Here is a 23,698-nt window from a genome sequence, read left to right as displayed (position 1 = left end):
TTTACCTAGGCATGACCGGAACAAAACGCATCTGGGGCACCCTGGACCCTTTTTTCGAGGGCGGACCGGTCCTGGGCCGGACCGTGGCCAACACGGCCTTCCTGGACGGGCTGCTCGCGGCCGATCCCTTTGACGAATACCATTTCTTCCTGCCCGGCGAGCGCGCCCTGGCCCCGCTGCGAAAGCACCTGGAGAAGCGCGCGCCGGGGCTGGTCGAGGGCGGACGCGTCCGGCTCATGCTCCGCGAGGCGTTGCCCGGCATGGTCGGGAGCACGGATTACCACTGCTTCCACCTGTCGGACTGCATCACCAGCCAGCCGTACCTGGCCCGGCTGCGCAACGCCTTGAGCGCGCGCATCTTTCCGGTCACCGGGCTGATCCATTCCCTGAGCTACGCGGGCTATCCCAAGGCATTCCTGCAACACCTGTGGCCCGGCACCACCCGGCGCGACGCCATCGTCTGCACCTCCGAGGCGGGCCGGATCGCGGTGGAGGGCTTCTTCGGGCAGCTGCGCCGGGGCTTCGGCCTGGGCGAGGACACCCACCCCGCACCTGGCCTCAAGCGCATCCCCCTGGCCGTGGACACCGGGGCGTATGCGCCGGGCGCCAAGGGCGGAGGCGAGACGGACGGGCCGGTGCGCATCCTGGTCTTCGGGCGCATCTCCCACCATTCGAAGATGGACCTGGTCCCCCTGGTCCGGGCCGTGCACCGGCTGATCCGGGACGGGCTCGACCCGCGCTCCGTGGAGCTGGTCCTGGCGGGCTGGGCCGAGCGCGAGACCCATGTCCTGGACACCCTGACCCACCTGGCGGCCAACGCGGGCATCCCCATGAGCGTGGTCCTGCGGCCGGGCGAGGCGCGCAAGCGGGAGCTGTTCCGCATGGCGGACGTGTTCGTGTCCATCGCGGACAACCCGCAGGAGACCTTCGGCATCACCCTGGCGGAGGCCGGGGCCTTCGGACTGCCCGTGGTGGCCTCGGACTACGACGGTTACCGGGACATCGTGGTCCACGGCGAGACCGGCTTCCTGGTGCCGACCATGGGGCCGTCGGCCACCCCGGAGGTGGACCTGACCGCGCCGCTGAATTTCGACAACCACTACCACCTGTCCCTGGCCCAGGCCACGGCCGTGGACGTGCCCGCCCTGGCCGGGGCGCTCGGACGGCTGATCCGCGAGCCCGCGCTGCGCCGGGCCATGGGCGCGGCCGGACGCGAGCGGGTGGTCCGGGAATTTTCCTGGCCCGTGGTCATCGGGCGGTATCTGGATCTGTGGGAGGAGCTGTGGCGGGAACCGGCCGAGGCCGCCCCCCTGCGCGACCTGGCCCACCCCCTGGCCCCGGAGTACGGGCGCATCTTCGGCCACTACCCCTCGCGGGTCCTTGACGATACGGTGAAACTGTCCGTGGGCCGCACGGGCGAGGCGTTTTACCGGAACCGTGATTTTCCCAATCTGTACGCGGGGCTGAAGGACGCCATAGACCTCGACGTGGTCCGGCGGCTGGCCTTTTTCGCCCGCAACCCGGTTGACAGCGCAACCCTGATACGCAAGGTTGCCGACGTGGCGCCCATGGATGTCACCCGAATTGAAAATCATATCCTGTGGGCGCTCAAGCAGGATATCCTGCAGATCGTGGAGTGATTCCAACCCGGCGTTTTCGACCCGGAGGCATTTGATGAAAGCTCTCAGAGCGGCCCGCATGGAACGATGCATCGGCTGCCATTCCTGCTCGCTGGCCTGCGCCCGGCAGGTCCATAAGGTCCTTTCCTGGAACAAGGCGGGCATTCGCATCTCGTCGGCGGGCGGCCTGTCCACCGGCTTCGAGGCGCGGCTGTGCCTGGCCTGCCACCCGGCCCCCTGCGCCGAGGCCTGTCCCACGGGCTCCCTGTCCCAGCGCCGCGACGGCGGCGTGATCCAGAAGCGCAACCTGTGCATCCGCTGCGGCCGGTGCGCCGAGGCCTGCCCGGTGGACGCCATCTTCCTGGACCACCAGGTCAACCCCTACGTCTGCATCCACTGCGGCCAGTGCGTGGCCTACTGCCCCCACGACTGCCTGGAGATGGTCGATCTGCCGGCCAGGGAAGAGGAGGAAGGACGATGATCAGGGACTTCTTCCGCGTCATGGTGGTCAACCTGACCACGGGCAAGACCAGCCTCAAGGAGCTCCCCGGCCGGGGCGAATACCTGGGCGGAGCCGGGCTGGCCGCGTATCTTTTCCAGGAGTTCGGCCACATCGACCGCGACTGGGACGATCCCGAGCAGCCCCTGATCTTCGCCATCGGGCCGCTGACCGGGTATTTCCCGCTCATGAGCAAGACCTGCTGCGCCTTCCGCTCGCCCTACCACAACCAGTACACCGAGAGCTACGCGGGCGGGAAATCCGCCCTGTCCCTGCGCTTCGCCGACCTGGACGCGCTGGTCATCACCGGCAGGGCCAAGCGGCTGACCGCGGTCTGCGTGGGCTCGCGCCTGGTGGACATCCGCGACGTGGAGTACATGCGCGGCTTCGACGCCATCCAGACCGGCCGCGTGCTGCGCAAGATATTTCCGGGCTCGGGCCGCCGCTCGATCATGCGCATCGGCCCGGCGGGCGAGAACCTGTCGGCCTTCGCCTGCATCAACGTGGACACCTTCCGCCACTTCGGACGGCTGGGCGGCGGCACGGTCATGGGGGCCAAGAACCTGAAGGCCATCTGCGTGGTCGGCGACCGGGGCTTCGACCTGCCCGAGGGCAAGGTCTACCCCAAGCTGTACAAGCACATCTTCGACCAGCTGACCACCACCGAGATGATGGCCAAGTACCACGGCCTGGGCACGGCGGTGAACATCAACCCGCTCAACGCGCTCAAGTCCCTGCCGTGGAAGAACCTGCAGCAGACCTCGAGCCCCGAGGCCGAGAACATCTCGGGCGAGACCTTCGCGGACGACACCCTGCTGCGCAACGCGGCCTGCGCGGGCTGCCCGGTGGGCTGCATCCACGTGGGCTTCGTGCGCGAGCAGTTCCAGACCAACAATCAGTACCTCTACCGCCAGGTGGGCTACGACTACGAGCCCATCTTCGCCTGCGGCGGCATGCTTGAGGTGACCGACGCGCCCCAGGTCCTGCGCATCCTCGACGTCATCGAGAAGGAGGGCCTGGACTGCATGTCCACGGGCGTGGCCCTGGCCTGGGCCACCGAGGCTTTGGAAAAGGGCGTGCTCACCGAGGAGCAGACCCTGGTCCCGCTCAAGTGGGGCGACGCCGAGACCTACATGCAGGCCGTGGAACACCTGGGCCGCCCGGACAACGACTTCTACCGCCTGCTGGCCCAGGGGACCATGAAGTGCGCCAAGACCTACGGCGGCGAGGACTTCGCCTGCGTGCTCGGCCAGGAGATGGCCGGCTACGCCACGGGCGAGGTCTTCTTCGTGGCCGAGGGGCTGGGCTTCCGCCACTCCCACCTGGATTCCGGCGGCTACGCCTACGACCAGAAGCACGACGACAAGGACGTGGACAAGGCCCTGAATTTCCTGCTCACGGACGGCCGCGAACGGATCGTGCTCAACTGCATGGTCGGCTGCCTGTTCTCGCGCGGGGTGTACAAGGAGGAGCTCCTGGCCGAGGCGTTGGAGTCCGTGGGCTACGGCGACCTGAACGGGTCCGTGGGCGACATCGGCAAGCGGGTCCAGCGCATGCGCTGGCGGCTGCGCCTTCAGATGGGCTACCGCCCGGACGAGGTCGTCATCCCCAAGCGGTACACCGAGATCACCACCTGGAAGGGCCCGGTGGACCCGGACTACCTGGACGCCCTGCGCAAAGCCTACGCGGCCAGCATCCTCGAAATGGGCGCGGACCCGGAGGAAGCGGAAAAGCCCTAGGCTCCCGGCCCGCCCCCGGCCTATTGCCGACCCAGCGCCGACTCAGCGCCGACTTAGCGCCGACTTAGCGCCGATCCGGCTCGAGCACTCCGACGGCCAGGCGATACGCGCAGCAGGACGAACCGCAGCCCGCAAATCGCGCCCGCCCCGCACGGTCCGGCAACCGCGACCGCCCCGTCCTCGCCGGGAAAAAGGGCTCGTCTGAAAAAAAGGGGTTGCAAACGGCCCGCCATTTGGGTAAACCCCAACTTCTCGACGGGTTGCTCGGGTAGCTCAGTCGGTAGAGCAGGGGACTGAAAATCCCCGTGTCGGCAGTTCAATTCTGTCCCCGAGCACCACTTCGGAATCAAAGGCTTTCGTCAGTTTTGACGGAAGCCTTTTTCGTGGGTGGGTGAATTCTCGTCGATCTTCCTCACGCTTCAACGGCTTCTTGCCGTGCGGTGTCGGTCTCATCAACCCACAGGGCCTCGATCCTCGCAACCGCTTGGTACTTTCCGCTTTCCCTGTCTCGGTCGCCCCTGCGCCGAAGGCGGAACGCCTTGCCGCGGACGATGGCGTTGACCGCGCGGCCCGAGGTCACGCCCCGCCTTTCCCGGCAGAACGTCGCCTGACCTCTGCATGAAGGGCGTTGGTCCCGCGCCTGGCGACAAGGGACACGCGGGGAGCTTCCAGCGTCCGAAACCGGGAATGGTTGCCGTGGGCCTGGTCATACGGCGATGGACCCCTTGGGCCGCTTCAGCATCTCGGCCATCCCGGAATCGTGCAGCCGGGCCTTGGTCACCCGGACGAAGGCGGGCAGCCATCCGTTTTGGTCGAACAACGTGGAGCTTCATTCCGCCCCGCATGACGCCCAGGCGAAAGCGGACGGACGGAGCCCGGCGACCGGGGAATCCAGACCGAAGCGCTTCGCCTGGAACCGGAACCCATGGCCACAGGTCCGGGTGGCGCATCACCCATACATCTTGCCGAAAAACGCCTGGAGGAATCCGGTTGGGGATCGGGGATCGGCAGAGGCGACGGACGGACGTTTCGTCCCTTTTCGCCGCCTCCGTTCTTCCCTGTGGTTGCCAAGCGGCCGGCGCCCAGGAATAGGGGCAAGGCTCACGACAACACGCGCGGGAGCGAATGCTTCGGAGAGTAAAAAGCGCAAGGTTGCTCCGAAGATGTCCACGGGCTATACCCTTGCAAGAGGAGGGTTATTGTCCGATTCTCCTGTTGATATGGCCGGCTGGACATGTTGATTGTCTCCGGGGGATACGCAGCGTAAAGTCGGAGCGTGGAGGCGGGACTACAATGTGGATCGTCCTCTCTGTTCCTTGGGCAACCCGACGCCTGCGGAGTTTGCCATCCATCAGGCAAATTGCCTGGAATGGACGGCCGGAAAGAAGCCGGGAGCGGACGCAAGCCCGGATCTGAAACGAGGGCCTCGGCAAACGTTCATTTTGTGCCGCAGGCCCCACATGACGCATGCGGGTATCCATCTTCTTCGACAAGGATGAAACGTGACAATGAAAATCTTGCCTTGCAGCTTCATTTCCAAACAGCTCGACAGGATCTTGGCCGGGTCCGTTTTCAGTCAAGTCCGGATGCTGATCGTTACCTATTGCGTCATCCTCCTGGCGGGATGGCTGGTTGCCAAGAGCATGAACATCGACGTTCTCGGAACGAATTCCTGTGATCCGTTCTGGTGGGCGTTCGTACACACGATGGATCCGGGCTTTTTGGGAAATGAGGCGGGACATTCCGAATGGCGTCTTCTCAGTGTGGCTTTATCCCTGGCCGGGTTCCTCCTTTTGGGGGGCCTGTTCGTCTCGGTGCTGGTGAACACGTATGAGCGCCGCATGCGCCGGGCTCGTCAAGGGCTTGCCCGGTATACCTTCAAGAAGGACCACGGCATCATCTTGGGGTGGGACCGCATGGGTCCCGCAACGGTGCATCACCTGCTTTCCGAGGGATGCCGGGAGGTGGTCGTCCTGACCATGAGCGAGGCCGAGAAGGTGCGCAACGCCCTCACGACCTTCTCCGCTTTTGATGCAAAGGAACTCCGAAAGAAAACCCGGCATGTCTTCATTTTCCACGGGTCCTTCGATGCCGTTGAAGAATTACGGAATCTCCGCCCCTGGGCCGCACGGAAGGTGGTCATCTTGGGCGATCCCCAGGTAAGGGGCAGCAACAGCCGCAACCTGCAAACGGCCATGCGCATAGCGGAGATGGTTTCCAAGGCATCTCCCGGCACCCCATCCGGCCTGCTCGGCTGCCAGGTGGCCATTTCCCATCTGCGGACATACGATCTGCTCCAGGAGATCGATCTGTCGGAGGAAGACCGCCAATTCCTGGATTTCCGCCCCTTCAATTTTTACGAAGGCTGGGCCCGCAAGGTCTGGAGCCGCCTGCCGGACGCCCGCCATCCGCATCCCCCCTACCCTCCGCTACTGTACAGTAGGCGCGCCCCGGGCGCGAACGTGGTGGTCGCGATCCTCGGATTCGGGCAGATGGGGCAGGCCATGGCCTTGCAGGCGGCGCGGCTGGCCAACCATGCCAACAACCAGGATGCCGAAATCGTGGTTTTTGATCCCGACCTCGGCACAAGGAGGACCGCTTTCGAGATGCAGCACGGCCTGGTGGATGGCCGCCTGCCCGGCGTGCGCTTCGTCTTTCACGAGGCCGCGGCGGATGCTCCCGAGGCCAGGGAATTGCTGACCGGGCTGGCCTTGGACGAAAAGAAAATACTCACCGTGGTCATCTGTCTCTCCGATCCCGACCAGTCCATGTCCACGGCCCTGGGATTGCCCCCCGAGGTGCTGATCGGCGAGATTCCGATATTGGTCCGGCAGGAAGTGACCGCCGGTCTTTCCGAATTCGCCCGGCGGCTTCAGGAGCAAACCGCCGTTTCGGTCACGACCAGGGAAAAGGACCGGCAGGTGGAGGCCCCGGACACCCGGTGGGACAATATCCGTTTCTTCGGCTCGCTGGACGAGTACCTTCTTGACGACGCCCAGCAGGAACGGTTGGCGCGGTCCATTCATCAGGTATATCTGAACACGTTGCAGGCCAACGGCTGGATGGATCGGAACAAACCCGCGCAAAAGCCCTGGGAACGGCTGAGCGAGAAATACCGCTGGTCGAACCGCTACCAGGCGGACGCCTATCTCGAGCGCCTGAGGAGCAACGGATTCAGCCTGGCCGCCGCCGAGGCGGATACGGACAACGCCACGTTCACCGACGAACAAATCGAGACCATGGCCGAACAGGAGCACAACCGCTGGTGGGTCGAACGCGTCCTGGCGGGCTGGGAAAAAGGACCGCGCGACGATTTGCGCCTGACGCACCCGGACATGATCCCCTTTGACGAGCTGAGTGAAAAGACAAAGGAATTCGACAGGGACATGCAACGGACCCTGCCGAAGTTGCTGAAGGAGTCTTGCGGGTTGTCCATTACTTCATGACATTTCCCTTTGCGTCATAGTAGCGGACTTCGAGCAATGCATTCGTCTCGGGAGCATATTTCAGGGTGCATTTGGCATATCCCTTTGCACCCGATATGGGTCTTCCGTCTATTCCCCAAAAGGCGTGTTCCGTGACGTTCCCCCGGCCGTCATACTTGAGCGTCAGCACGGCACACCCCTCTCCGTTGAGGATCGGCCGTCCATCCACTCCCCAGTAGGCTTCCTCAATGATGTTGCCTCGGTCGTCATGTTTCGGGGTCAGCCTGGCATATCCATTTTGGTTGAGGATCGGCCGTCCATCCACTCCCCAGTAGGCTTCCTCGATGACGTTGCCCCGATCATCATACTCGTAGGTGACCTTGGCATAACCCTTTTTGTGGAGAATCGGCCTACCGTCCACTCCCCAGTACGCTTGCTCCGTGACATGCCCTCGACCATCATACCTTTCGGTGAGCTTGGCAAAACCGTCTTTCCGGAGGATGGGCGCTCCATCTACTCCCCAATAGGCCTGCTCGATCCGGTACCCTCGATCGTCATACCTTTCGGTGAGCTTGGCGTAGCCTTTTTGGATAAGAACGGGCTTTCCCGACGGACCGTAATAGGCTTCCTCAATATGATTTCCCCGGGCATCATGTCGCACGAGGAATTTGGAAAAGCCGCCGGGATGCAGGATGGGTTTCCCGTCAACGCCCCAGCACGCATATTCCGTTACATTCCCTTGGGCGTCATATTTCTTTGTGAGCCTGGAAAAACCGGTTCTTTTGCTCAGGACCGGCTGCCCGTCCATTCCCAGGTAGACTTCTTCGATGAGGTTCCCTCGACCATCATAGCGTAGGGCGACCTTGGCATACCCCTCCGTGCAGAGGATCGGCCGTCCATCGGTTCCCCAGTAGGCATGTTCCGTAACGTTGTCTCGATCATCATACTTTCGAGTGTCCCCGGCATAGCCCTCCCATTGAAGAATCGGCTGCCCGCTTACCCCCCAGTAGGCGTATCCCGTGACATTGCCCCGATCATCATATTGCTGAGTGACCCGGGCATACCCTTTTCTGCAAAGGATCGGCTGCCCATCGGGTCCCCAGTAGGCTTCCTCAATGACGTTGCCTCGATCATCATATTGCCGGGTCTGCATGCAATAGCCCGCTTTGAGAAACGTCGGCTTCCCGTCAACGCCCCAATAGGCTAGTCCAATGACGTTGCCCCGGCCATCATATTCGCTGGTGAACCCGGCATACCCGTTACTGCAAAGGATCGGCCGCCCATCAGGTCCCCAATAGGCCTGTTCAATGAGGTTGCCCCGCCCATCATAGCGTTGGGTCAACCTGGCGAAAGCGTTTTTGCAAAGGATCGGTTGCCCGTCGGTTCCCCAGTAGGCCTCCTCGACGAGATTGCCCCGACCATCGTATTTCTGGGTCAGCCTGGCGAAATAGTTTTTGCAGAGGATCGGCTGCCCGTCGGTTCCCCAGTAGGCATATTCCGTCACGTTGTCCCGGCCGTCGTATTTCCGGGTCAGCCTGGCGTAGCCATCCTTATTGAGAATCGGCTGACCGTCGGCGCCCCAATAGGCTTCCTCAAGAATGTTGCCGCGATCATCATAGCGTTGGGTCAGCCTGGCAAACCCCTTCTTGCGAAGAATCGGTTGACCGTCCACGCCCCAATAGGATTGTTCAATCAGGTTGCCCCGGTCATCGTATTGTTGGGCCAACCTGGCGTACCCATCCCTTTGGAGAATCGGTTGCCCGTCGACGCCCCAATAGGCTTCCTCGATGAGGCTGCCGCGATCATCATATTCGCAGGTGAGCCTGGCATACCCGTTCTTGTGGAGAATCGGCCGGTCGTCCACGCCCCAATAGGATTGTTCAATCAGGTTGCCCCGGTCATCGTATTGTTGGCTCAGCCGGGCGTACCCATCCTTGTGGAGAATCGGTTGCCCGCCGACTCCCCAATAGGCCTCCCCGATGAGGCTGCCGCGATCATCATATTCGCAGGTGAGCCTGGCATAGCCGTTATCGCGGAGGACCGGCCGACCATCCACCCCCCAATAGGATTGTTCGATGAGGTTGCCCCGGTCGTCATAGCGTTGGATCAGCCGGGCGTAACCCTCTTCGTGGAGAATCGGTTGGCCGCCGACCCCCCAATAGGATTGTTCGATCAGGTTGCCCCGATCATCATAGCGTCGGGTCAGCCGGGCATACCCGTTCTTGCGGAGGATCGGTTGACCGTCCACGCCCCAATAGTCTTGTTCGACCAGGTTGCCCCGGTCGTCATAGCGTTGGGTCAGCCGGGCAAAGCCGTTCTTGCGGAGAATCGGTCGACCGTCCACTCCCCAATAGGATTGTTCAATGAGGTTGCCCCGGTCATCCTGGCGTCGGGTCAGCCGGGCGTACCCTTCCTTGTGGAGAATCGGTTGCCCGTCCACGCCCCAATAGGCTTCCTCGATGAGGTTGCCGTGTTCATCGTATGTTTGGGTCACTCCGGCGTAACCATCCCTGTGGAGAATGGGCTGACCATCCACTCCCCGATAGGATTGTTCGATCAGGTTGCCCCGGTCATCATAGCGTTGGATCAGCCGGGCGTACCCGTTCTTTTGCAGGATCGGCCGACCATCCGCTCCCCAATAGTCTTGTTCGATCAGGTTGCCCCGGTCGTCGTAGCGTCGGGTCAGCCTGGCATAGCCGTTCTTGCGGAGAATCGGTTGACCGTCGGCGCCCTGGTAGGCGTATTCCGTTGCGTTGCCTCGGTCGTCATATGCGCAGGTGACCTTGGCATAGCCCTCATCGCAGAGGACGGGCCGACCATCCACTCCCCGGTAGGCTTCCTCGGTCGTCATATGCGCAGGTGACCTTGGCATAGCCATAACCGCAAAGGACCGGCCGCCCATCCACTCCCCGGTACGCTTCCTTGATGAAGTTGCCGCGATCATCGTACTCGCAGGAGACCTCGGCGTAACCATCCTTGTGGAGAATGGGCCGACCATCCACCCCCCAATAGGCTTGTTCGACCAGGTTGCCCCGGTCGTCATAGCGTCGGGTCAGCCGGGCATAGCCGTTCTTGCGGAGAATCGGTTGACCGTCGGCGCCCTGGTAGGCGTATTCCGTTGCGTTGCCTCGGTCGTCATATGCGCAGGTGACCTTGGCATAGCCCTCATCGCAGAGGACGGGCCGACCATCCACTCCCCGGTAGGCTTCCTCGATGAGGTTGCCCCGGTCGTCATAGCGTCGGATCAGCCGGGCGTACCCTTCCTTGTGGAGAATCGGCTGCCCGTCCGTCCCCAGAGCGCTTATCCCTGTTGCATTTCTCTGAGCGTCCAGTTCGACGACTATTTTCGCATACCCGAACTTAGTTAATAGCTGCTCGCCCTTTTCGTTCAGGAACGTCATCGTTTCGGCGATGCCGTCAATGGAGGGAGTACAGACGATCTCGGCGAGACCGGATTTGAGTATGAGTTCATGCTGTTGCGTGTCCAGGAAACGGACACGCACGCGTGAGCCGTGGCCGTCATACGCATACGCATACCCCGCGGCGCCGAGCTGGTCTTTGGCGGCCCCCCCGCTGATCGTGCGGAAAACCCTTCTGCTTTCGTAACCAAGCGCGTTGAAGTAAACAATGTGTTGAAAAATTTCACTCTTGCCGTTCTGCATGGAGTCGGCGAGCAGGGACGAGGTCGATTCAACCGTCGTGGGGATGCCCTCGCCTTCATAGGACATCTTGCGGAAATAGATGGTTGCCTTGTCCCCGTCGGTCGGGAATTCATAATTGTGGGCGACCTTGTATTTGCCTTGGGCATCATACAGGGAGACCTTATCCAGTCTCCCGTGAACTCCATACTGATACCGCCATTCGGCGATGCCAACCAGCCACGGGTCGACATTGTAGGACTGTTCGTAGGCTATGGCCCTCTGCGCCCCCTTCTGCCGCACCATGCGTATGAGCTTGCCCCGCTGATACGAAAGCGCATAGGCGACATTCCTCTTCTTCGCCTCTTCATCGCTTATTGGCCCTATCCCCTTGGGGACGCCGTACACATTGACGTAGTTATTAAAGTAGCTTGTCTTGATGCGATTATAGTCCCAATAATAAAGCCCGGCCGCGAGAAGCAGCAGGCACGTCACTGCGCCCCCCATAATGCGGTACTGGCGTTTTTTCCGCTCCCGCTCCTTGTCCCGCTGCTTCAGGTCATCGAAACCGCAGCCGATTATCCCGGCCACCAGCCGCAGCAGTTCGTCTTTCCTGATCTCCTTTTCGCTTTTGCCCTCCACCGGCCGGACATCCGCGCCTATGGGTTCGACATCCTTGACCGGCGGATCGGCCTCGGCCTCCTCGAAACCGACAAGCCGACTCGTGGTCAGCACCTTGGGGAAGGACTCGTCCGGCTCACCTTCGACCAGCAGGGGGAGGATCTTGTCTCCCCGCCCCAACTCTTTGAAAATTTCGATTTCCCGGGATACCCACTTGGACTGCGGGGTGTCCGGAGAGCAGATGACGATCAGGAATCTGGATTGCCTGAGCGCCGTCTCGATCTGATTGTTCAGGCTGCCGTCCGTCGGGAGTTCGTCTCGATCGCGGAAGACCCTGCCCACCCGGCCCGGAAAGCCCGCCTTTTGCAATGCCTTCGGAATACGGTACGTCTCCAGGGCCTCCAAAAGCCACTCGGCCCATTTCCGGTCTTTTGTGGTGTGCCGATAGCTGATGAACGCACTGTATCTATGGCTTTCCGTCTCACTCATGGCGTCTCCGAATATGGCAACATATTAAACCATAACAGTTTTTAAAATAGAGTACTTGTAATTTGCAAGCCCATATACTAGCTTTTTTATAAAGTTCACATTCACATTGTCCGGCCGTTGGGTGCGGCATCCGCATGAGACCTTTTCAAGAGATACACGCTACGGACGCGACCTCTCCCATACGCATCGGCGTGGCAGGCCATAGGCGTCTGGAGGCGGCGTTGCTGCCGGGCCTGCGGCAAAAGCTCGGACAAGTCTACCGGGACCTTTACCGCGCATCCGCCGACGGCGCCGGGGACTTCCCCGCCCGGGGACAGGCCGGTTTTCTGTTCGTCTCCTCCTTGGCGGAGGGAGCGGACAGGCTCTGCATTGAACCCGGCCTGATACCCTTCGAACACACCCTGACCGCCATCCTGCCCTTCGCCAGGGCTGAATATGAAAAGGATTTCCTGCCTGAAGCGAGCGTCGTGGACCCGGTTCACGGGACCGTTGCCGAATTTCGTCGATGGCTGACCCGCATCGGCGGCAAAACGGCGGGCCGGGCCGTCGGCCGGATCATCGAACTCGACGGCTCCCCCGCGCATCGGCCTGAGGCGTATGCCGCGTGTTCCGAAGTCCTGGCCGATCACAGCGATCTGTTGGTCGCGGTTTTCGACGGGGATATTTCAACGCCCCTCGGGACGGCGGCCACGGTCCATGCGGCCCTGAAACGCGACATGCCCATAATTCTCCTTTCAACGGCCCCTTCCGGCGAAGTGTCGATACTCGCTCCGGGCGGGGCGCGCCCCGTTCCGGCTCCGGTTGAATATACGAAGGAACAGTTGGCCCGTGCGTTGGGACGGCGTTTGAAAACCCGCAACAGATGAGGCGGAAGGACCTGCGGCCCATACGGAGACAGAGGCGGGACGCCCCGTCTCGGACGGCGCCACACGACGCCTGTCGCGCCGCGAGGGCGGCGGCGCACGCGGGACGGGCCGTGAACAGACCTGACCTTGACGTTCCGTTGAAGAATCAACGTGGATTTGATGATCCCGTTGGTGTACTGAAAATCCACCGTGCGTCGTCATGCCCGTTGCGATTTGACCGTATCCCCCCTCGACCCTCCAAGGACCCCATATGACAGGACTCAAGATCTCCATTCTCCAGGGCACGACGTCGGACCGGAAAACGGAATATTATTTCGACCATCGGCATCAAATGGTGGTCGTCGGCTGCGACGCCGAGAGCTGCGACATCTCGTTTCCGGAGCGATATCGGGACACGGGAATGGGCAATGAGCATATCGCCTTCAGGCGGAGCCTGGGGCGGTACCAGGTCGATCTCAACATGGACAACCATGTCCTGATCGATGGGGAGACGCCCTTCGAGGATCAGGAGATAGCGGGCACGGCGACCGTCCAACTCGGCGAAGACGTCATCATTGAAGTCGAGGTGATCGACGAACGGAGGCAGCCGAAGAACAACACGGGGAGGAACCTGCAGGCGGGGGAGCAGGTGCAGCGGACCAACAGGCATCTCCGAACCCTGCTCGTCTTCCTCGTGTTGCTGGGCGCCGCGATGCTCTATATCGGCGAGCACCAGTTCTGGCTGGAATCGGATATCCACGTCTCGGACGACAACGTGCAGCGCGTGGCCGCGCGCCTGGACGCAATATCCGCAACCCTGACCCAGGTGAAGGGACAGGCCGACGGCATTCCCCGCGAGGTTATCGAGGGGATCAGCCGCTCCGTATATCTGATCCTGGTCCGGAACAGCGGGGGAGGGGAACAGCCCGCAGGCACCGCCTGGGTCATCGAGGGGAACCGGCTTGTGACCAACGCCCATGTGGCCGGTCAGCTCGAACGGCTGAAGCCTCAAGAGGAAATGATCGCCCGCTCGCCCGTCGCCCCGTACAGGAGTTATGTCATCAAGGACGCGTTCATCCATCCGGGATACGCCGCCTTCGGCGACCTGTGGAGCGGGTATTGGCCCTGCCAAAAAGTCGGCGACAAGCTGTCGCTCTTCAAAACCACCACCCCTGCGGACGTCGCCATCCTCTACCCCGAGAACCCGGAAGACCTGGGGCGGCCCCTGCCCCTGGCAACCATGGAGGAGCTTTCCGCCATCGGTCCGGGCATGCCGGTGGCCTTTGTCGGCTACCCGATGGAGGCGCTGTTGCCGGGGAACAACAAGAAACCGGCCCCGGTGGCCCAACAGGACGAGATAATTCGCGTCACCGATTTCTTCCAGACCCGGCGAGACGACTTTCCCAACAGGCTGATCCATCACGGCCTGCCCGTCACCGGCGGCGCTAGCGGAAGCCCGATGTTCACCGCCGAGGGCAAGGTCATCGGGATCATCAGTTCAATGAACGTGTCCCCCGGCACATGGGCCAGGACTCCCAACGCCGCCGACGTGAATTTCGGACAGCGGATCGATTTCCTGTTCGACCTCCTCGGCCCGGATCCGGACGGCAGGGTCGCGGCCCTGAAGCAGCAGTGGAAGGAAAGCCTGCGTGAATATCTGCCGGGCTACACGACATCGAACCAGGAAGTCCTGGACGCAGCGAAAGACATCTTCGGCGTCGATACGGTGAAATCCGCCTGGTCGATATCCAGCGACGTTCTCATGAAAAACAGCCAGGGCGCGGGTGCGGGCGCGGAGAAAATCCATTTGGAGAGACCGGGGCTGTACCTGATACGCATCCAATCCGAAGATACCATCCAGGGCATGAAAATCGTGCTTTCCGGAAAGAAGAACATAAGCGCATACACCCCGAAAATCGACTTCGCCAACTATGCTCACTACGCCTTTGTCCTGGCCGGAGAACCCGGCAATATAGGGTTGACCTACACCACGTCCCCCAAAGGCGACGGGCAACCGGCCCGGTCGCGGATAGACATTGCCTATTGGGACGCCGCCCTGGGCAACGCGGCCGACGCACTCATAACCTACGTCCTTAAAAAGCAAAGTCCCGACATGAATGTCTCCGTGATAAAAAAGATCGACAAGCTGGCACTGGACGAGGAGAGAAACGGCGTCTTTTATTCCGGATTCGACATCGACCTGGAGGAGACAGGGCACTATCTGTTCATGAGCGTACCGCAACAGGACGGGGAGCTCGATGTTGCCGTCATGAACATGAACAACGACCTGCTGGTAAAGGACGAGACGAAGAACGGCATCGGCATCGCCATCATGGACAACAAGAAAGCGCAAAAGGTCAATTTCATCGCATTCAGCCGCAACAAGGGCGTCGTCCAGGGAATGACGGTGTATTTCTTCACGCCGCAACAATAAACCCGATTCCTCGACGCCCGGCGCGGGCTTCATGGAGCGCGCACCGTCCGGATGGGGACGGCGCTCGGCTCGCTCCCGTCAGCCGAGCGGACAATGCAGCCCCCCCTGCCGGGGCCGTCAGCCCGCAAAGCAGAAACGCAGGCCGGTTTCCAGACTCGGCAAGGCCGGTCGGCGAGTCAGCCCACAACCAGCCGACCTGGCCGTGATCCCTGGCGGATTCCCGGACCTCGCCGACGGTGCGGGAGGCGGTCAGCGGGAGCTGTCGAGCAGTTCCCGGATCTCCTTGCCGGAATTGCGACGGATCTCGTCCAGGCGGCGGTCCAGAAGGGTGTTGTAGGGGACCAGGCCGTCCTCGGTCAGGACCACGCCGTGGTTGAGCCAGACGTAGATGGTCACGGGCGTGCCGAGCTGTCGGCCGACCCGGTCGCGCAGGACGGCCAGGGTCTCCCGGCGGTACTCGCCGGTGCCCTCGGCCTCCACCAGGAAGGTGTGGCCGTTCGGTTCGATCACCCCGTTGACCCGGGTCACGAGCAGGCTGTCCCCGCCCTGGAACCACTCGGCGATCAGTCGGCACCCCTCCTCGTCGGCCCGGCGCTGCGCCTCGGTGGTCTCCATCCAGGTGGTCCAGGCCGAACGGATGGGCCCCCGGTCGTCGAACAGGTCCTGCCGCGTGTATCGGATGAGCAGCCGAAGGGCGTCGAACTGCGTGTCGTTCCGGATGCGCTCCTCCATGGCCCGGATCTCCTCCCCGCTCGGTCCGCGCAGCCCGGACAGGCTGACCGCCACGACCGCGCCGTTGGGCAGGTGCAGGTACTCCGCCTTCTCGAAATCGAGCCCCACCCGGTCGGCCAGGAACTCACGGACCACCTGCTCTGTGATGCGCAGCAGGTTCATCCTGAAGGACGGCGTGGTCCCCTCCAGGGCCTTGTTCAGCCCCGGCACGTCCGCGCCCCTGGCCGAGATGTCGGCGGTCCTGATGGCCCGGACCACCAGATGGACCGACCTGTCCAGACTCTGGCCCAGACGCGCCTCGATGCGTCCCACCTGGTTGGGGTCGAAATCCCCGGTGGAATAGATGCGGGCCAGGACGCTCATCCCGTCCCTGCCCTGGTGGATCTCCAACCCGTCGATGCCGGTGGCCGCGTAGTCGGAAAGTTCCTCGGACAGGATGGCGTAGGCCTCGTTGTAGACCTTGCGCTCCTCAAGGGTATCGAACAAGAAAAAGGCGAAGGTCACGGCGATGGCCACGAAGAGCACGAAGGTGGGCCCGAACCGCTTGACCACCACGCCCCGCGTCTCCTCGCCGTAGTCCCTGGCCATGCCCACCCGGAAGAACAGCAGCGCGCTGATCAGGTGGATGGACAGGAAGTTGGCCGTGAACAGGAGGAACGAGCCGAGCGCCCCGGCGTACAGCCCGTAGGCCAGGCAAAGCCCGCAGTTGGCCAGGGGCGGCACGATGGCCGTGGCGATGGCCACGCCGGGCAGGGCCGGGCTGATCTTCTCGTCCACGATGGCGTAGGCCCCGGCAAAGCCCGCCAGCAGGGCCACGATCAGGTCGAACAGGTTGGGCTTGGTCCGGGCCAGCATCTCCGGGGTGGACTCGATGGCCGGGTCGATGAGGACCAGCAGGCCGCCCACCAGCAGCCCCATGCCCACGGCGATGAGCACGCCCTGGACCTCGGACTTGAGCGCCTTGCGGATGAGCCGGGTGTTCCCCCGGACCAGGCCGAGGGAGATGCCGAAGATCGGCGTCATCAGCGGGGCCACGAGCATGGCCCCGATGACCACCGCCGTGCTGTTGGACAGCAGGCCGAACTCGGCGATCAGGGTCGAGACCACCACCATGATGTAGTACCTGGGCGCGGGCTCGGACCCGGTGACGATGTCCCGCCAGATCGTCCCGAACCGCTCCGGGGTCAGCTGCGCGATGAGCCGCCCGCCCGTGTAGTCGTTGACGATCCCGTACAGCCGCTCGAACATCGTACCGCGCCCCGCGCCCCGCGGGTTGTCCCGATCTTCCGTCGCCATGGGCTCTCCTCGCCGAAAAAGATGAACGCGTATGAGTTCCGCGCAGAATATCCGCTGTACGAAAATAACGCCAGCGGAATCCGGCCGGGGCGGGGATGGTGCGCCCGCCTCCGCTCCTCCCGCCGCCTTGCGCGGCCCATATACGCCCGCCGCGCGGGGCGGTCACAAGTTTGCCCGGAACATAAAGATTGGCTATGGGAATATAAGCGTCATCCCCAACCCGGAGGTAGGCATGCACCGCTTCGCGTTCCGCCTGGTCCTGATCCTGACCGTCCTGACCGCCTGTCCCGCAGCCTGGGCCCTGGACGAGGTCCCGTCCTTCGACCCCCTGGCCGGGTTCCGCGAGGTGGTCGACATCAACCCCGCGGCCAACGCCGAGATCGAGGTGGCCATCCCGCGCGGGGACGGCCTGGAGACCCGCGAGATCCAGGGGGACGCCTGGTACTACACCTATTCCGGCGACGAGCTGCCGACCATGATCGCGGCCCTCAAGGCGTTCGCCGAGGCGCAGGGCGCGGAACTCCTGCGCGACGACGAGTTCCACCTGCTCCTGCGCAAGGACGCGGGCAACGGCGTGGTCTGGTGGTGCAAGGGCCGCTTCGAAAACGGCCTGGACCTGGCCGTGGTCCGGACCCTGCGCCTGGACCCCGGCCGGACCGTGTCCTTTCCCCTGGCCGGGGAGGAGCGCGTGGAGGTCCGCTTCTTCACGGACAACCCCGGCGGCCGGTACCGCAGCCTGACCGTCACGCTGCCCTCGGGCGAATGCTACCTGGAGGCCGAGGAGATCCTGCGCGCCGGGGCGTACCGCCGCGAGATCGCGGGCAAGTGGTCCCTGAACGGCGGCCGGGCCCAGCGCTTCGCCATCGACGGCCTGCCCCAGGAGGCCGGGGTCTGCCACTTCATCCTGTCCACCAATCCGGGCTCGGACGCGACCGCCGTGTCCGTGACCCTGAACGAGCACCCCTACCCCGTGCCCAAGGTGCGCATGGGCGAGAAGCTCGGGGCCCTGCGCATCCGCAACGTGCCCTACGGCCTGGCCCGCATCCGCGCCGTGAACCGCTTCGGGGCGGTCCACGCCTTCCACCCGGAGTTCCCGGACGGCACCGGGTTCGAGAACGGCGACGTGACCCCCGAGGGGGACGCCTATTTCCTCATGCCCGCCGGTCTGTGGCAGGTGGAGGTCCTGCCCACCAGCCTCAAGACGGCCACGGCCGTGCGCGCCCAGTTCGTGCCCGTGCACTCGGGCCGTGAGACCGTCCTGGACTGGCCCCTGGCCATGACCTCGGTCTTCGCGGCCGAGGGCGGCAACGGGCTGGCGGTCAACGCCGTCGAGCGCAAGGGCAACCACGTGGACGCGACCTTCTCCCTCTACGGGCCCGACGCCGAGGGCATGGTCCCCCTGGCCGCCGACCTGACCGTCAGGGAGGGCGGCTCCCCGGCCCGGGTGGTCTCGGTGGAGCGCACCCGGCTGCCGCTGGACATCGTCCTGCTGGTGGACTCCTCGGGGTCCATGAAGGGGCAAATGCGCAACGCCCTCGACGCCACCCGGAAATTCATCGCCGCCCTGCCCGCGGACGCCCGGGTGCGCGTGGTGGACTTCGACACCAAGCCCAGGGCGCTGCCGGGCGAGACCCGCGACGCGGCCCTCAAGGGGCTGGCCGGGATCAAGGCCAACGGGGCCACCTGCCTGAACGACGCCGTGCTCCTCGGCCTGCACATGCTGGCCGGGGCCAAACGGCCCGCCCTGCTCGTCTTCACCGACGGGTTCGACGCCAACTTCAACGACACCGGGCCGGGCTCCAAGGCCACCAGGCGGGAGGTCCTGGACGCGGTCAAGACCGGCGGCGTGCCGGTCTTCACCATCGGCTTCGGCAAGGGGCACGACGTGTCCACCCTGGACCGCATCGCGTCCCTGTCCGGCGGGCGCTACTACCCGGCCTCGGACCCCGGAGCCCTGGACAAGGCCTTCGCCGTGGTCAACGCCAACCTGGCCAACACCTTCACCGCCCGGTACGAGCGGCCCACGCGCGGGCGGCCGTCCAACGTGCCGGTGGTCACCTGCATGGTGGACATCTCCGGGTCCATGGACAAGACCCCGGACTTCAGCGGCTGCAACTACCGCATGGACAAGGTCAAAGCCATCCTGCACGATTTCCTCGCGGCCCTGCCCGACGAGGTCCTGGCCCAGGGCATGACCTTCTCGGACCAGAACGTCATCGAACAGGTGACCACGGCCAACACGGGCGAAATGCTCGCGGCCATGAACGACCTGTACGCCGACGGCGGCACCGAGATCGCCGGGGCCGTGGCCGCCGTGCTCGAGACCCAGCGGGCCATCCCGTCCACCCGCCGCTACCTGCTGTTCATCACCGACGCGGCCCTAGACGTGGAGCCCGAGGACAAGCTGTTCTTCGAGACCACCCTGGCCAAGCTGCGCGACGAGGGCGTCTACTGCCTGTGGGTCGGCATCGGCGAACTCGACCCCGCGCCCTTCAAGCGCGCGGCCGAAATCTCCGGCGGCAGCTACGTCCTGACCGAGGACCCGGCCGAACTGGGCCGGGCCTTCGACGGGCTGGTGGCGGACATCCGCAAGCCCGTGCCGTCCGGCGACGCGGTCCGAACCATGGTCGAGCTGACCGTGCGCCACCGGCTGCAAAACGGCCGCAACCTGACCTTTGCCGGGGCGGACCAGACCGAGCTGCCGCCGCTCAAGACCGACGACACCGTGGAGATTCCGGCCGCCATCGGCTACGAGCTGGCCGAGCTCAGGGAGCGCTACGACCCGGCCGTGTCGGCCCTGCTCACCGGCGACGGGGTGCCCGTGCGCGACGCGCGCATCACCAAGCGCATCCCCATCGGGGTCACGGGCGGCAACAAGGCCGCCAAGTTCACCGTGGAGTCCGCCTGGTTCCTGGACCGGCTGCGCGGCCTGGACGCCCCGGACCACTACCGCTACCTGGCCCTGGCCGTGGACCTGCAAAACGTCCTGCCCAAGCAGCAGGTCCTGGTCTACCCCGACGGGTCCAACCACCCGGCGGCCTGGGTGGGCAACGACAAGGCCACCACGGGCAAGGTCGTGGAGATGGTCCCCACCTACGTCATCCCGGACCTCAAGCGGCACCTGTTCCTGCGCTGGAACGACGCGGTCATGACCCCGGTCTCCCCGGCCACCTGGCTGGCCGAGACCCCGCTGACCCTCCCGGACGAACCGGCCGTGGCCGTGCCGCCCAAGGAGACCGTCCGGGGCACCGTGGTCTTCCTGGTGCCCGACGGGAACATGCGCCAGCTCTCCCTGCATTTCTACGACGTCAACTACGGCCACGCCGAGATCCCCCTGGTCGGGGCCATGCCCACGGGCGCGGACCGGCTGAGCACGCTGCCCGCCAAGCCGCCGGTCAGACTGTCCGACGCCTTCTCCCTGGCCGTGCGCGAGGTCCGGGACGTGACCCGCATCGGCGCTGTCCAGGCCGAGGAGGGCGGCGTCTTCCGGGTGGTCGAGGCGGACTTCACGTCCAAGGTCCAGGCCCTGCTCGACGTCAACCCAGCCGAGCGCTTCTCCCTGCGCCTGAACACCGCCGAGGGCGCGCTGAACGTGCGCCTGCACGAGGCCACGGCCCTGCTGCCCATGGGCTTCTACGCCCCGACCCTGCTCTCGCCGGGCTCGAACAACCGCGTCCGCCTCGTCTTCCGCGTGCCGGGCGACGTGGCCGGGGAGGCGGGCAAGGGCGAGCTGGTGGTGGACGTCAAGGGCGGCGGCGTGGTCGTGCCCCTGGACGAGCGCGCGGCCAAGGCCGTCCCCCGGACCGCGCCGGACGACGCCCTCAAGGGCGACGGCGTGGCCCTGGTGGTCAACGGCTTAGCCCCCCTGCCCGACCGCGAGAACCTGTACGTGGCCGACCTGACCCTGTTCGACCAAAAGGACGGCAAGGCCACCCAGCTGGTGGACGCGTTCATCCTCAGAAACAGGAACTTCACGCCCGGACCGGGCTTCGAGCCCCCGCCCCTGGACTGGACCAAGAGCAAGGGGCTGGCCGGATTCGCCGCGGACAACGCGCTCATCCCGGTGGGCACCATGCCCCCGGCCCTGGACACGGCGGACCTGGTCTTCGGCGTGACCGACGAGACCATCGTCCCGGACGGCGGCAGCCTGCGCGGCCTGATCCTGTTCAGCCTGCCGCCCTCCGAGCCCGACCCGGCGGCCTGGGACCTGACCTCGCCCCTGTTCCCGGACCTGAAACAGCCCGTGGGCGACGAGCCCTACCCCGAGGGACGCCTCCTGGTCCGCCGCCAGGGTGCCGAACAGCCCTACGGCGAGGGGTCCATGGTCGCCTTCGAGGAGGCCGTGGCCGAGTTGGCCCGGCAGCGGGCCGCGCGCCGTTTCGAGAAGCCCGGCGCGTACCGGCCCAAGGCCACGGACCTGGACGGCGACGCTCCCCCGGTCCGGGCCGTGGCCGTGCCCGAGATCACCGACCCGGCCCAGGCCGAGTTCGCGGACATCAAGACCCTCAAGGCGCTCAAGGCGCGGCTCAAGACCGTGCGCTGCCTGCCCGCCGACCTGGGCGAATGGCGCCACCTGTTCGCGCCCCAGGCGGTCCTGGTCCAGAACTGGGGCGGCCCGGCCGACTTCGCGCGCATGGCCGAGCTGGTCCTGGCCCGGCAGGGCGTCAAGACCAGGCGGCTCTCCCTGGAGCTGACCGACCGGGGTCGGCAGGCCCTGGCCAGGCTGGCCGGGCTGGAACGTACCGACGCCTACGCCGTGCCCGCCCTGGAATACCGCGACGCGGACGGCAACAAACACGTCCTGGTGGCCCCGTTCCTGGAGACCGAGGCCAAGCTGCCCGGCCTGATCCGCAAGGTGGCCGACGACGACCCGTCCGCCGAGCCCATGACCGCGTCCGTCACGGTCAGCGTGCTGGCCCGGCCGGTCCAGACCGGCCAGGCCCGGGCCGGGCGCGAGCTGTCCGACGCCCTGTCCGGCGAGTCGGACGCGGGCGCCCCCGTGGAGCTCCACCTGCTCACGGCCTCCCCGTCCCTGCCCGCCCTGTCGCGCGGGGCCGTGGACCTCGGCTTCACCCTGGCCGGGTACGGCAACGGCCCGGTCATCAAGGCGATCTTCGACGGCAACGACGGCCGGGTCATCGGCGCGGACGCCGTGGACACCGGCGACTACGTGATCGTGGCCGAGCGGCTGTCCATCACCCTGAACCAGCGCCAGCTGGTCCTGGAACTCCCGGTGGATGAAAACGAATCCCTGACCGACCGCTACCACTGCCTGGGCCTGAACCTGCCCGACATGGACATGGACGCGGTCCGCAAGCTCGACAAGACCATGCGGGCCGTGCACAAGCTGGAGGACGCCCCGGACAACCTGTCCGCCCTCAGGTGGTACGCCCGCAACCGGCTGTACCGCTTCGTCTGCGCCCAGTCCGAATACGAACGCTCCCTGGCCGGGACCCTCAAGCTCACCGTGGGCCGGACCACGACCCCGCGCTGCCTCATCGCCACCGTGTCCCGCACCGGACCGGACCAGCCCGTGCGCACCGCCCTGGACCTGCGCCAGGCCGCCAACCAGGTCCAGCCCGCGCCCGGCACGAACCCGGAGGCCGTGCGCGCCTTCAACATCCTGTCCGGCCTGTTCGCCTCCCAGCTCGAGGCCAAGGTTCTGGGTCCGGACGGCGTGGGCTTCTACCAGCTGCTCCCGCGCTACCCGGCGGACACCCGCTTTCTGTGGCTGACCGCCGACGCCCGCGCCGCCATGGCCGAAGACCTGAAAAAGGCGGTCCCGGACCGCGTCTTCCGCCTCCTGAACCAGAGCCGGGCCACGGTCCTCTTCCCGGACCAGCCCGCCATCCTCGACGGCCGCCCGCGCTGGGCCTGGCTCGAAGTGGACCCGGACACCTACCGGACCATCGCGGTTCTCGACACCGGCGAGCGCGGCGGCATGGTCGAACGGGTCTTCAGCGACCTGTGGAAGCAGGGGCTGGACTACGTCACCGGCGGCCTGGTGGGCATCTCCTCGTCCATCTGGTCCGTGTCCGCCTTCTCCCTGGTCCTCGACGACTACAAGCAGATCATGACCGAAGCCAAAAAGTTCGCCCTGGGACTGGCCGACAACTTCTCGGCCTCGGTCAAGGTGGGCGACTTCCAGTTCAAGGGGGCCGTCGGCTCATCCCAGATCGAGACCACCTACACCGGCGCCGGGGCCGGGGCCGTGAACGCGGCCAAGACCGGCAAGGGCTGGTACGACAAGCTCAAGGAACCCAAGATCGACCTCGGCGGCTTCGAGGGCGGGTTCAAGGACGGGGTCAATTTCTATTTCTCCCAGGCCGGAGGATAGATACATATTCATGGATTGAAACAA

Annotated in this window: 10 protein-coding genes and 1 tRNA gene; 8 read left to right on the top strand and 3 right to left on the bottom strand. The window is 64.7% G+C overall.

Annotated features, from left to right (window positions below):
* Positions 1-11: 11 nt before the first annotated feature.
* The 5 genes from DND132_RS11940 (at position 12) to DND132_RS11920 (ending at position 7,303) form a co-directional block, all read left to right on the top strand.
* Positions 12-1,640 (top strand): glycosyltransferase family 4 protein, encoded by a 1,629-nt coding sequence (locus tag DND132_RS11940; protein ID WP_014323002.1) that lies wholly within the window; start codon positions 12-14, stop codon positions 1,638-1,640.
* Positions 1,641-1,674: 34 nt separating this feature from the next.
* A complete protein-coding gene (locus DND132_RS11935) occupies positions 1,675-2,100 on the top strand; it encodes a 4Fe-4S binding protein (RefSeq protein ID WP_014323001.1) in 426 nt (141 codons plus the stop codon).
* Positions 2,097-3,857, top strand: a complete 1,761-nt coding sequence (locus tag DND132_RS11930) for an aldehyde ferredoxin oxidoreductase N-terminal domain-containing protein (protein ID WP_014323000.1) — start codon at positions 2,097-2,099, stop codon at positions 3,855-3,857. Before DND132_RS11935 ends, DND132_RS11930 begins: the two co-directional genes overlap by 4 nt.
* A gap of 262 nt (positions 3,858-4,119) precedes the next feature.
* A tRNA-Phe gene (locus DND132_RS11925) sits at positions 4,120-4,195 on the top strand.
* A gap of 1,170 nt (positions 4,196-5,365) precedes the next feature.
* Positions 5,366-7,303, top strand: coding sequence for a RyR domain-containing protein (locus DND132_RS11920; protein WP_014322999.1), 1,938 nt, complete (start codon positions 5,366-5,368; stop codon positions 7,301-7,303).
* Here DND132_RS11920 and DND132_RS17725 read toward each other — a convergent pair.
* Together DND132_RS17725 and DND132_RS11905 are read right to left on the bottom strand one after the other, a co-directional pair.
* Entirely contained in the window at positions 7,293-10,133 is a 2,841-nt protein-coding gene (locus tag DND132_RS17725; protein ID WP_014322998.1) for an RHS repeat domain-containing protein, read from the bottom strand. The two genes, DND132_RS11920 and DND132_RS17725, sit on opposite strands and share 11 nt — an antisense overlap.
* Positions 10,078-12,030: a toll/interleukin-1 receptor domain-containing protein gene (locus DND132_RS11905; RefSeq protein WP_014322997.1), complete on the bottom strand. Its 1,953-nt coding sequence runs from the start codon at positions 12,028-12,030 to the stop codon at positions 10,078-10,080. Before DND132_RS11905 ends, DND132_RS17725 begins: the two co-directional genes overlap by 56 nt.
* Positions 12,031-12,251: 221 nt before the next feature.
* Between DND132_RS11905 and DND132_RS11900 the strand changes: the two genes are divergently transcribed.
* The gene (locus DND132_RS11900; protein ID WP_014322996.1) at positions 12,252-12,896 is read left to right on the top strand and encodes a hypothetical protein; all 645 of its coding nucleotides are present in this window, start codon (positions 12,252-12,254) and stop codon (positions 12,894-12,896) included.
* 250 nt (positions 12,897-13,146) lie between these two features.
* Positions 13,147-15,309 (top strand): trypsin-like serine peptidase, encoded by a 2,163-nt coding sequence (locus DND132_RS11895; protein ID WP_014322995.1) that lies wholly within the window; start codon positions 13,147-13,149, stop codon positions 15,307-15,309.
* 249 nt (positions 15,310-15,558) lie between these two features.
* Here the strand turns inward: DND132_RS11895 and DND132_RS11890 are convergent, their stop codons facing one another.
* Positions 15,559-17,337: a TIGR00341 family protein gene (locus DND132_RS11890; RefSeq protein ID WP_014322994.1), complete on the bottom strand. Its 1,779-nt coding sequence runs from the start codon at positions 17,335-17,337 to the stop codon at positions 15,559-15,561.
* Positions 17,338-17,569: 232 nt separating this feature from the next.
* Between DND132_RS11890 and DND132_RS11885 the strand changes: the two genes are divergently transcribed.
* Complete coding sequence (locus DND132_RS11885) at positions 17,570-23,674, top strand: VWA domain-containing protein (RefSeq protein ID WP_014322993.1); 6,105 nt, start codon at positions 17,570-17,572, stop codon at positions 23,672-23,674.
* Positions 23,675-23,698: the final 24 nt, after the last annotated feature.

This window comes from Pseudodesulfovibrio mercurii (assembly GCF_000189295.2).
Taxonomy (GTDB): domain Bacteria; phylum Desulfobacterota; class Desulfovibrionia; order Desulfovibrionales; family Desulfovibrionaceae; genus Pseudodesulfovibrio; species Pseudodesulfovibrio mercurii.
The sequence above is the reverse complement of the archived record's forward strand: the minus strand, read 5'-3'. Positions and strand labels throughout refer to the sequence as shown.